The sequence below is a fragment of the Gilliamella apicola genome, from assembly GCF_003202655.1.
GTDB lineage: Bacteria > Pseudomonadota > Gammaproteobacteria > Enterobacterales > Orbaceae > Gilliamella > Gilliamella apicola_R.
Genome location: NZ_QGLR01000017.1, coordinates 102,190 through 111,604, shown reverse-complemented (window position 1 = coordinate 111,604; position 9,415 = coordinate 102,190). Strand labels below are relative to the sequence as shown.

Here is a 9,415-nt window from a genome sequence, read left to right as displayed (position 1 = left end):
GACCACCGTATTTTTTAGAAAGTACAGAAGTAATAGCTGCAGTTAAAGTTGTTTTACCATGGTCAACGTGGCCGATTGTACCAACGTTAACGTGGGGTTTTGTACGTTCAAATTTTTCTTTAGACATTTATCGTCCCTCAATGTAATACAAATCGGTGGTGAATCACCACATTAACCAAGTATCATATTTAGTTTTAATAATAATACTAACTTAAAATTAGCTCTGCATGATAACAGATAAAGCCATCTAGTGACAAGCTTTAAAGCAGTTAAATCTGATTTTTTTAGAAGTTTAGGAAAGTAACAAGAATGGTGCTGATAGGCAGATTTGAACTGCCGACCTCACCCTTACCAAGGGTGCGCTCTACCAACTGAGCTATATCAGCAATTGGAGCGGGCAGCGGGAATCGAACCCGCATCATCAGCTTGGAAGGCTGAGGTAATAGCCATTATACGATGCCCGCATGTTCAAACTCGGCTACCTAAATGCTTCAATTAGCAATTGCTAATGTTAGATAATGGTGGTGGGGGAAGGATTCGAACCTTCGAAGTGTGACACGGCAGATTTACAGTCTGCTCCCTTTGGCCGCTCGGGAACCCCACCCCGAATCATTATAAACTGTTTACTTAGGAAAATGGTGCCGGCTGCCGGAATCGAACTGGCGACCTACTGATTACAAGTCAGTTGCTCTACCTACTGAGCTAAGCCGGCCTAAGTGCTGCGCATTATGTACTAGAACATTTAACGTTGCAAGCGAAAAAAACATTTTTTTTATTGTTTGCTTAAAAAAAAATCAAAAATTCAGAAAAAACCTAAAATATAGACTATTTTAGGCTTTTTTTTAATCGATAATAATATTTAAATTATTTCTTTTCAGTTGCTTTTTTATTGGTTGAAGTAACACCTTTAACCGCAACATCTTCATAAATATCCTCATTGATATTGCCATTATTTTGATATACATGCCCATAATAAGGATCAAGCTGAATTTATTCGTTTAATAAAATTAAAAATAAAATGTCTAAGAGATAAACTATTTCAGGCTTTTGTTAAGCAAAAATACTGTTTTAACGTACTTCTTGGGGCGTTTTTTCTTAATTATAATTGCCATCCTCCCTTTAGCAACTTAGTAATCTGTTGTATTTTAGTGGAATGTCTACACTTTTTTATACAACAAAATTACAAGGTAACTGTTTATTAAATGCCATCGGTGTCAAATAACTTAATAATGAATGCAGCCGATTGTTGTTGCACCAATATGCATAAGCAGAAAAACCTTGTCTTGGTTCATTGTCTAAGTTCATTGGTATCGGTGAATACCTTATTTTTGACAAATTAAGTTTTAATTGTCTTAAATGTCGCTTCAGCAACGGCATTATCGTAAGGACATCCTTTATGGCTCAATGAGCGAATGATAGCAAATACCTAAAAACAACTATCGAGTAATTGCTTATCAAACTCTTTTCCTCGGTGTTAATGAAATAGTGCGATTGAGGATAATGGTGCTTTAATTGGGCTTAATGCTTGCATAATAAGCTCGGCTGTTTTGTGTTGTCCGATACTGAATCCGGCTATCTTTCATGCTGAGAGTTCGAGTAATACCCCCAGACAATTCCATTTTTGCCCCACTTTTAAGTCAAATCAGCAACAATAATATTGGCTTTTACGCCCACGGTAAAACTCACTGTAATACATTGGCAATCGCAACAGAATTAACTTCTTTAGAACGGTTTTTATACAGTTTTAAGGTATATTTTGCTTTCAATGATAATGCTCTTATACTTATTCGCTAATTTTTTTATGCAATGGTGTTACCTTGCTCCACCGCTGTTGTATACCAATATACCGCCCTTTGTTTATCTTGTGTTACCCCTTAACGCATTGTGCCACATCACGACGAGATACTATGATACCTTGATTTGACAATACTTTTCCTATCCTTCGGGTTCTATAAGATTGATAGCTACAATTAAAAATAGATTGAATCTCATGTATATACTGTAAAACTTTTTTCTCAAGGAGCGTTTTGCTCTGATAATAAAAGTAATGCCTTGCTATAGTTAAACATCAACACAACCAACTTAATCAATGGCGATGTCGATTTGATGGTATCACTGCGATTTTCGCCCGATTATCAATGCGGTTTGCTTGAGGATATCGTTTTCCATCAATATCCGTTTATTCTCTTTGCGCAAGGCTAGCAACTCATTATCTTCAGTACTTCGATTATCTTTAGTTTTGAATGAACCCGTTGTTGAGTATTATCCATCTAATGCTGATGGCGTTAACTCATACGGTAAAACTCATTCATTGCTTTTTTTACCTTGTTGATAGAGCGTTACCATCTGCTGTTTAAAATCATCTGTATAGGTTCGTCTTTCTCGCCGTTTTATTTCATCGTATTTTCTTTTTTTAGGGGAATTTATCTTATCCCTTAAAAAAGTTGTACGAATTAATGTAGCCTATTCATCGTTAATTAACCCCTTATATGGATACGCACCACCATAGTAAGGATAAAGCAAAATTTATTCACTTAATAAAATTAAAGATAAGATGTCGAGGAGATAAACTATTTCTGTTTTTTGTTTAGCAAAAATACTGTTTTAACTTATTGATTTGGGACGTTTCTTTTTAGTTATGGTTGCTGTAATCCCTTTAGTAGCCTATTGATTAGCTATTTCTTAACTAATTAATTCCCTATCTTGAGGTGTTCGACCATAGTAAATATCAAGCAGAATGCATCAACTTAATAAAATAAAAAAAAGCCCAGAAAATAAAATATTCAAAGCTTTTACTAATTAAGAATAGTGTTTTAACTTACCGATTTGGGGCGTTTCTTTTTTAGTTATGGTTGCTGTAATCCCTTTAGTGGCCTATTGATTAGCTATTTCTTAACTAATTAACTTATTATCTGGTTAGATAGAACCATAGCAGGGATTAAGCAATATTTATTCATTTAATATAATTAAAAAAATAAAAAAGCCTGAGATATAAACTATCTCAGGCTTTTGCTAATCAAGAATAATATTTTAACTTATTTCTTTTTAGTTGCTTTTTTGTCAGTTGAGCTAACGCCTTTAGCCGCTGTATGTACAGCAACATCTTCACTGATATCACCGGTATCTTGATACGCACGACCATAGTAAGTATCAAGTAGAATTTGTTTCAATTCAGCAATTAAAGGATAACGTGGGTTAGCACCTGTACATTGGTCATCAAAGGCATCGACAGCAAGTTGGTCAACTTGAGCTAAGAAAGCTTGTTCATCTACACCAAATTCTTTGATAGAGAATGGAATATCAAGATCTTTTCTTAATTGATCTAACCAACCAATTAATTTCTCAACTTTCTTCTCATCTTTGTCGGCTGCAGCTGTTAAACCTAAATGGTCAGCGATTTCAGCATAACGTCTAACTGCTTGCGGATAACCATATTGGCTAAATGTACCTTGTTTAGTTGGTTTATCAGTTGCATTGAAACGAACAACATTACTAATCAGCATCGCATTTGCCACACCATGAGGGATATGGAATGCCGCACCAATTTTATGTGCCATAGAGTGACATACACCTAAAAATGCTTGCGCAAAAGCAACACCAGCTAAAGTTGCCGCACTGTGTACTTTTTCGCGTGCTATTGGGTTTTTAGCCCCTTCTTTATAGCTTGTTGGTAGATATGCTTTCAATATGCTTAATGCTTGTAATGCTTGCCCATCAGAGAACTCGCTTGCCATAATTGACACATAAGCTTCTAAAGCGTGCGTTACCGCATCATAACCACCTGCTGCACAAAGTGATTTAGGCATATTCATAACTAAGTTAGCATCAACAATTGCCATATTTGGCGTAATTGCATAATCCGCTAATGGATATTTTTGACCAGTTGCATCATCAGTCACCACCGCAAATGGCGTAACTTCAGAACCAGTACCAGAAGTAGTTGTCACACAAATTAATTTAGCTTTTTTGCCCATGTTAGGGAAGTGACAAGTACGTTTACGAATATCCATAAAACGCAATGCTAATTCATCAAATTTTGTTTCTGGATGTTCATAAAGAACCCACATAATTTTCGCGGCATCCATTGGTGAACCACCACCTAAAGCAATAACAGTATCTGGTTGGAAAGCTGTCATTGCATCAGTACCTTTACGCACTACACTTAATGTTGGATCTGCTTCAACATCAAAGAAGGTTTCACAAATTACGCCTTGTGATTCAAGTTGATCAGTAATTTGTTTAGAATAACCGTTATTAAATAAGAATTTATCGGTTACTAAGAAGACTCGTTTGGCACCTTGCTCAATCACTTCATTTAAAGCAACTGGAAGTGAGCCACGTTTAAAATAGATAGAACTTGGTAATTTGTGCCATAACATGTTTTCTGCTCTCTTAGCGATTGTTTTCTTGTTGATTAAGTGTTTCGGACCGACATTTTCTGAGACCGAGTTACCACCCCAAGAACCACATCCTAGTGTTAAAGATGGCGCTAAATCAAAGTTATACAAATCACCAATACCACCGTGAGCAGCTGGTTGGTTGATTAAAATACGACAGGTTTTCATTTTACTACCAAAGTAAGCAACACGATCACGATTGCTATCTTGGTCAGTATAAAGCACAGAGGTATGACCCATACCACCCATTTCAACTAATTTTTCTGCTTTTTCTACAGCTTCATTGAAGTCTTTTGCTTTGAACATCGCTAAAGTTGGAGAAAGTTTTTCATGAGCAAATGGTTCTGATAAATCAACTTTACTTACTTCACCAACAAGTACTTTTGCTCCGGCTGGCGCTTTAAATCCAGCTAATTCAGCAATTTTAGTCGCTGGTTGACCAACAATATTAGCATTTAAGGCACCTTTATCATTTAAGATAATACCTTGAACAGCTTTAGTTTCTTTATCATTTAGAACATATGCGCCATATTGCGTTAATAAACGACGCACTTCATCATAAACAGAATCGACTACAACAATAGCTTGCTCTGATGCACAAATCATACCGTTATCAAATGTTTTAGACATCAATACCGATGCAACGGCACGTTTTAAGTCAGCAGTTTCATCAATAATTACAGGTGTATTACCTGCACCAACACCTAATGCTGGTTTACCAGAACTGTAAGCTGCTTTAACCATACCCGGACCACCAGTAGCCAAGATAGCTGATACGTCATCATGATGCATTAACGCATTAGATAATTCGATAGACGGCTCATCAATCCAGCCAATAATATCTTTAGGAGCACCTGCTTTAATTGCCGCATCAAGCACAATTCGAGCTGCTTCAATAGTCGATTTTTTAGCTCGTGGATGTGGAGAAAAGACGATTGCGTTACGAGTTTTTAAACTGATAAGTGATTTAAAAATTGCCGTTGATGTAGGGTTTGTTGTTGGTACGATACCACAAATAATCCCTAATGGTTCTGCTAAAGTAATGGTGCCGTATGGCTCATTCTCAGCGACAACACCACAAGTCTTATCATTGCGATATTTATTAAGAATATACTCAGCAGCAAATAAGTTTTTGATAACTTTATCTTCTACAATTCCCATTCCTGACTCAGCAACAGCTTGCTGTGCAAGAGGGATTCGCGCTGCGGCTGCAGCAGTAGCTGCGGCTACGAAGATTTTATCAACTTGCTCTTGAGTATAAGTAGAATAAGTTTCTTGAGCTTTTTTCACTCGTTTCATTAACTCATTTAACTCATTCATATTGGTTACTGCCATAGATTTCTCCTTGAAAATTAAAAATAAACTGGGATCGTTTGGCGTCTTCCTTGAACATATTTAAAGCATATTTGTCATAGCAAAACGAAATTGTCGGATATCGTAAATCAGTTTTTTACTTTATACAATAAGATATTTCATAAAACGAAAGTTTATTCGAAAGAACAAATATTTTTATTGGTTTTAGCTATTAAAATTTAAGATTTTGCTATTCAAATTGCCAATAATTTAAAAAAGTAATAACTCATAAATTAGATAACTTATTTAACACATAACTTACTGCCACAAAACCAAATGTTGCCGTGACAGTGGTAATTGCGCCAAATCCTGACTCACAATCCATTTTTTTAGGGCCATCGGCCTGACTTTTCATCATGCAAATTTGTCCGTTAGATGTTGGATAAGTCAATTGTTCAGTTGAAAAAACACAAGGAATAGCAAATTTGCCTTTGCTATCTTTATTTAGTTTATAATCATTTTTTAATCGTTCACGCAATTTGGCTGCCAAAGGATCTTGTATGGTTTTTGCCAAATCAGCGATCTTGATTTGCGTTGGGTCTTTTTGACCGCCCGCTCCGCCTATAGTAATGACTTTTAATTTTTGCCGTTTGCAATAAGCTAATACCGCTGCTTTATCCCTGACACTGTCGATCGCATCAATGATATAGTCATAACGGGGATTTTGCTTAGTTCCTAAATAATCACTAACATTATCGACATTAATAAAATCATCGATTTGATTGACAATGCACTCAGGGTTAATCGCTAAAATACGCTCCGCCATCACCGCCGTTTTGGCTTTACCAATATTGGACTTTAATGCATGAATTTGGCGATTAGTATTGGTAATACAGACATCATCCATATCAATTAAGGTAATTTGCCCAATACCACTACGCGCAAGTGATTCAGCTACCCAAGAACCCACTCCACCAATACCAATGACACAGATATGCGCTTGGGAAAACCGCCGTAATGCTTGCTCACCATACAGTCTGGCAATACCGCTAAAGCGTTGAAAATAAAATTCAGTTTTCATCATTATTTATTAATAGTGTTTAAACTAAAACAGTATACACTCCTAGATCTTTTTTACAGATTATATTTTAGTTATCTTTTATCGATCACTTATCCATTAATAATGTCCTTATTATCACTTTTCAAGTATCGCAAAGTAAATTTGTTTAACAATATTGATATTGCACCTCATCCCTTTGATGCACCATAAGTTGGTCACTATTTGTCATTAATTATATTCGTTTGCATTTTGGCTTTTTTCTACAATAAAAGTTGTTAACCATATTGAATAAAGAGGACAAACGAATGCGCAAACCCAAAAAATTACTTAACGATCCTAATAATGTTCGGCAAGAAGTCATGCAAGGATTGATATATGCCTATAATGGCAAATTAACCGCCATTGAAGATTGTTGTGCGGTCTATGGAAATCATATTATCACCGATCAAGTAGTCGTTGTTTCTGGCGGTGGTAGTGGTCATGAACCCACCTTTGCAGGTTTTATCGGTCATGGAGGTATTGATGGTTGCGCGTTAGGCGAAGTATTTACCTCTCCCTCTCCTGATCAGATTATTGCCGTAACCAAAGCGATAGAAAAAGGCAAAGGGGTACTATTTTTATATGGAAATTACTCGGGTGACGGCATGAATTTCGATATTTCAGCAGAGATTTTAGCTGAAGACAATATCATCAGCAAAACCATTCGAGCGACTGATGACATCGCATCAGCACCACTTGCAAAACTTTCAGATCGTCGTGGTGTCGCAGGCATTATGTTGTTATATAAAATCGCCGGAGCCGCGGCGCAGATCGAAAAATATGATCTTGATAAGCTTTATCAGGTAGTAAGCAAAGCCAATGCTAATGTTCGCACTATTGGTGTTGCGCTTGATGGTTGCGCTTTACCGCAATCAACCAATTTTAACTTTGAATTAGCAGATGATGAGATAGAAATTGGAATCGGTATTCATGGTGAAGCGGGATTACGTCGACAGACAATGACATCAAGTGATGATGTCGTTAAACAGATGATAGACCATTTATGTGATGATTTACCCTTTGTTGCTGGTGATCGTGTCTGTGTATTAATAAACAATTTAGGGGCGTTGAGTAATACGGAACTGATGATTATTACCCGTAAAGTGGGCATTGAGCTTAAAGCTCGAAAAATAGATAGCCATGATATTGTTGTTGGTCATTTCTGTACATCTCTTGAGATGTCGGGTTTTTCTATCACGCTAATGAAATTGGATGACGAATTACAGCATCTTTACGATTTACCATGTCAAACACTAGGATGGAGAAAATAGAATGAACTTATTACAAGTACGTAAAATGATGTTATTTACCGCCGAACAAATGGTCGCAAGCGAACCAACATTAACCGCCTTAGATCAAGTAGTCGGTGATGGCGATCACGGTATTGGTATGAAGCGTGGATTTTCAGCTATTAATCAACTGTTACAAGATGAACAGTTCCAACCTAATGATATTGGTGACTTATTTAAGCAAATTGGCACCAAATTAATGACTAGCATGGGCGGTGCATCGGGCGCGATTTTTGGGACATTATTTAGGGCTGGTAGTAAAAGTCTTAGTGGCGTAACAGATTTTAATTCGCCAGTTTTAGCTAAATGGCTTAATGAGGGGTGGCAAGCAGTTTATCAACGTGGCAATGCTAAACCTGGCGATAAAACCATGGTAGATGCTTTAGCGGCTGCCGCGACAACCGCAAATCAATTAACTACTCTACCTTTGGCCGATGCATTACCTAAAATAGCGGATTCTGCGATGCAAGGGGCTGAAAAAACCAAACAGATGATAGCGGTGTTTGGAAGAGCAAAAAATTTAGGTGATCGCACTATAGGTCATATGGATCCGGGTGCCGTTTCAATGGCCTATATTTTAAAATATATGAATGAATATCTGCAGTAATCAAAAAATTTATCGCCGACGATGTCGGCGATAATAGTCATGCAAATTAGCCCCAATAACCCCTATTTTTTAAATTTAATCTGTGCCGGATAAGCCCAACTCTGGAGCTCTTCTGCCGGAAAACCACCCGGATCTTTACCGCCATTAATCAACAGTGCGTGGTAGTAGATTTCCGCCATTTCTTCAATATATGCAGCTTTCAATACGGCTTCATAAGGATCTTTATCAACCGCCACCGCCCCATGTTTTTCCATTAAAATTGCATCTGCTCGCTTGATAGGCTCTATCACGCTATTGGATAGTTCCGGTGTTCCCGGTCGACCATATGGTGCGACAGGTATTACCCCATCTTTTAAATTTAGAATAGCACACTCATAAACTACCGCAGGAATTGGTTTAGCTAAGACAGCAAAAGAGGTGGCAAAAATGGAATGCGTATGTGAAATAGCCAAAACATCCGGACGAGCTTTATAAATCTCAAGATGCATCAAACATTCGCTAGTTGGCCTTAACCCTGACTCGGCTTCAATAACATTCGCATCTAGATCCATCACTACAATATCACGAGCTGTTAATAATTGTTTATCAATGGTGGTAGGTGTAACTAACACATAACCCGTCTGCTTATCACGTACACTTGAATTTCCAGCTTTGTGCTTACAAAGTCCCCATTCACTTGATTTTTTAGCCATATCGACAACATATTGTTTTTGAATCTCTAACATTTTAT

Annotated in this window: 7 protein-coding genes and 4 tRNA genes; 2 read left to right on the top strand and 9 right to left on the bottom strand. The window is 37.1% G+C overall.

Translation table 11 applies throughout. The features are described 5' to 3' along the window. The 8 genes from DKK70_RS15050 to tcdA all read right to left on the bottom strand — a co-directional run. Positions 1–127, bottom strand: a 127-nt coding sequence (locus tag DKK70_RS15050) for a GTP-binding protein (protein WP_084390269.1), incomplete at its 3' end; no start/stop codon positions are given. 183 nt (positions 128–310) lie between these two features. Continuing rightward, positions 311–386, bottom strand: a tRNA-Thr gene (locus DKK70_RS15045). Between the two features lie 3 nt (positions 387–389). After that, positions 390–464, bottom strand: a tRNA-Gly gene (locus DKK70_RS15040). Positions 465–519: 55 nt separating this feature from the next. Then, positions 520–604 (bottom strand) — tRNA-Tyr (locus DKK70_RS15035). Between the two features lie 32 nt (positions 605–636). Continuing rightward, positions 637–712: transfer RNA gene (locus tag DKK70_RS15030), tRNA-Thr, on the bottom strand. Positions 713–1,167: 455 nt separating this feature from the next. Continuing rightward, positions 1,168–1,305, bottom strand: coding sequence for a hypothetical protein (locus DKK70_RS16875; RefSeq protein WP_181416027.1), 138 nt, complete (start codon positions 1,303–1,305; stop codon positions 1,168–1,170). A 1,730-nt stretch (positions 1,306–3,035) separates the two neighbouring features. Continuing rightward, positions 3,036–5,732: a bifunctional acetaldehyde-CoA/alcohol dehydrogenase gene (gene adhE, locus DKK70_RS15025; protein ID WP_110434715.1), complete on the bottom strand. Its 2,697-nt coding sequence runs from the start codon at positions 5,730–5,732 to the stop codon at positions 3,036–3,038. Between the two features lie 244 nt (positions 5,733–5,976). Continuing rightward, positions 5,977–6,774 (bottom strand): tRNA cyclic N6-threonylcarbamoyladenosine(37) synthase TcdA, encoded by a 798-nt coding sequence (gene tcdA, locus DKK70_RS15020; protein WP_110424470.1) that lies wholly within the window; start codon positions 6,772–6,774, stop codon positions 5,977–5,979. A 281-nt stretch (positions 6,775–7,055) separates the two neighbouring features. Between tcdA and DKK70_RS15015 the strand changes: the two genes are divergently transcribed. After that, positions 7,056–8,060, top strand: coding sequence for a dihydroxyacetone kinase subunit DhaK (locus tag DKK70_RS15015; RefSeq protein ID WP_110434714.1), 1,005 nt, complete (start codon positions 7,056–7,058; stop codon positions 8,058–8,060). 1 nt (position 8,061) lies between these two features. Continuing rightward, the gene (dhaL, locus tag DKK70_RS15010) at positions 8,062–8,685 is read left to right on the top strand and encodes a dihydroxyacetone kinase subunit DhaL (RefSeq protein WP_110434713.1); all 624 of its coding nucleotides are present in this window, start codon (positions 8,062–8,064) and stop codon (positions 8,683–8,685) included. Positions 8,686–8,747: 62 nt separating this feature from the next. Here the strand turns inward: dhaL and DKK70_RS15005 are convergent, their stop codons facing one another. Continuing rightward, positions 8,748–9,410 (bottom strand): class II aldolase/adducin family protein, encoded by a 663-nt coding sequence (locus tag DKK70_RS15005; RefSeq protein WP_034884447.1) that lies wholly within the window; start codon positions 9,408–9,410, stop codon positions 8,748–8,750. Positions 9,411–9,415 lie beyond the last annotated feature (5 nt).